The following is a 1,732-nucleotide window of genomic DNA, read 5'->3' as shown; positions in this document are numbered from 1 at the left end:
TTTTTATTCAATAAATTCAATATGATTAATATCCTCAATCAGAACCAGATTCCGCGAAATGATCGCCGTATCTTCCTGATAGCCCTCGACAAAGCCCACAATATAAGCCTGCAAGTCATTATCTACAGACAGCTCCTTCAACTGCACCGATACTTTTCTATGTTCACCAAAAGACCGCATTAACATGGCCCTGATATCTTTCTGACTCATCGTCTTCTTTTTGACGTAGACAGTATCTCTTCTGCGCTGCTCCTGATTAATCTTTACCGTGTGGTCACTCAAGTAGAAGCCAGCCCATTTTTTCATCCCTCGATCCTGATAGGTCCTAAAGAATTCCTCAACTCTTTTATCAAACTCGCTACTCATAAGCGTTACCTCCATTGTGGCCGCCCACGAGTTTGCTACGTCTGATCGCTGTCGCTCCTGGCAGCAGGCTAGAGGCCTTCACCACACTAGAGAAGCCGTATTTTTTCCGCAGACTATCAACCGTTTTATCTAAAGTCTTCCGCTTCACCTGCAAATCCGGCTTAACAAACAAGTTGAATTGCTGACTAGTGTCCAGCGACAGATCACCATAATCAACGCCAATATTCCTGACGCCTTCTCCTTGCCATTTGTTTCTAAACAGAGCAATCAGCTGCGTAGTTAAATCATGATTATCGTTAGTCGGAGTAATTTTCTTTTGCACGTTAAAGCCGCCACGCGGATGGTCCGGATCGATCGAATCAAAAGAATAACCAATGAATAAGCCGATTTTACCAGTTCGCAGATCATGCGCCCTGATTCTCGCTGCTACTTGTTCACCAATCTCACGAATGATGATCTCAATCTGTCTTTGATCATAGTAGTCGCGATTCAAGACCTGGGAATTGCTGTAGCTTTTAGCTTTCGGAATGTATTTATTCATGATGATGCTGCGATCGACGCCCCAACTCATGGCATAGAGCTGCTCGCCAATCACGCCGAATTCTCTTTTCATAATTTCCGGATTAGAGTGGGCGAGGTCGTACATGTTGTTGATGCCAAGTCGTCTCAAGTGGTCGGCCGTTCTAGTGTTGATGCCCCAGACGTCTTCGAGCTTAGGGATGCGCCAGATCGTATCAGGGACATCGATATAATGCCAGAAGTCGATCATCGACTCGCGATGCTTAGCCGAAATATCCATAGCAAGTTTGGCTAGCAAGGGATTTTCACCAATGCCGCAGGTCGTGTACAGCCCCAGCGTATCGTGGATATCTTTTTGAATTTTTCTTGCGACATAATACGGATCATCGCCGAAAAGCTTCCACGAATTAGTCATATCGATCATGCCTTCATCGATAGAGTACATGTGAATGTCCTCGTCCGCCGCATATTTATGGAAAATATCTAGCACCTGCATGCTACGCTTGATGTAAAGATTCATATGTGGGTCCACCAGCATCAAGTCAGGTGCTTCTTTTTTAGACGGTAAATTCCTTGCCCGCATTACATTGTGCAGCCCATATTTTTTCTTAGCCAAAGGGGATGCGGCCATGATTAACCCAGACCCCCAGCTGAAATCTGGCTGACGAGAGATTACGGCTAACACCGACTTCATGGGATTCAAACCCAATCTGATTGATTCGCAACTTGCAAAGAAGCTCTTATTATCGATCATGAAGACTAGCCTGTGTGGTTCATATCTATAGTCATACATGTGCATCCCCACCTTACTATGCTAAGCGAATATACGTTCACTTGCTTGATAATG

General features: G+C 44.8%; 2 protein-coding genes. Both read right to left on the bottom strand.

Annotation, left to right across the window (positions count from 1 at the left end):
* Positions 1–3: 3 nt before the first annotated feature.
* A complete protein-coding gene (locus WS44_RS09155) occupies positions 4–366 on the bottom strand; it encodes a hypothetical protein (RefSeq protein ID WP_013437335.1) in 363 nt (120 codons plus the stop codon).
* A complete protein-coding gene (locus WS44_RS09150) occupies positions 359–1,678 on the bottom strand; it encodes a nucleotidyltransferase (RefSeq protein WP_046434083.1) in 1,320 nt (439 codons plus the stop codon). The genes WS44_RS09155 and WS44_RS09150 overlap by 8 nt, the downstream gene beginning before the upstream one ends.
* Between the last annotated feature and the right edge of the window lie 54 nt (positions 1,679–1,732).

Origin of the sequence: Lactobacillus sp. N54.MGS-719 (assembly GCF_000980505.1) — a bacterium.
In the GTDB taxonomy this organism is placed as follows: Bacteria; Bacillota; Bacilli; order Lactobacillales; family Lactobacillaceae; genus Lactobacillus; species Lactobacillus amylovorus.
Note: the sequence above shows the minus strand (reverse complement) of the source record. Positions and strands in the feature narration are given on the sequence as shown.

What these genes read in the sequence shown, in the direction of transcription:
- WS44_RS09155 (WP_013437335.1), bottom strand. Translation starts at nt 366, where the DNA reads ATGAGTAGCGAGTTTGATAAAAGAGTTGAGGAATTCTTTAGGACCTAT.
- WS44_RS09150 (WP_046434083.1), bottom strand. Translation starts at nt 1,678, where the DNA reads ATGTATGACTATAGATATGAACCACACAGGCTAGTCTTCATGATCGAT.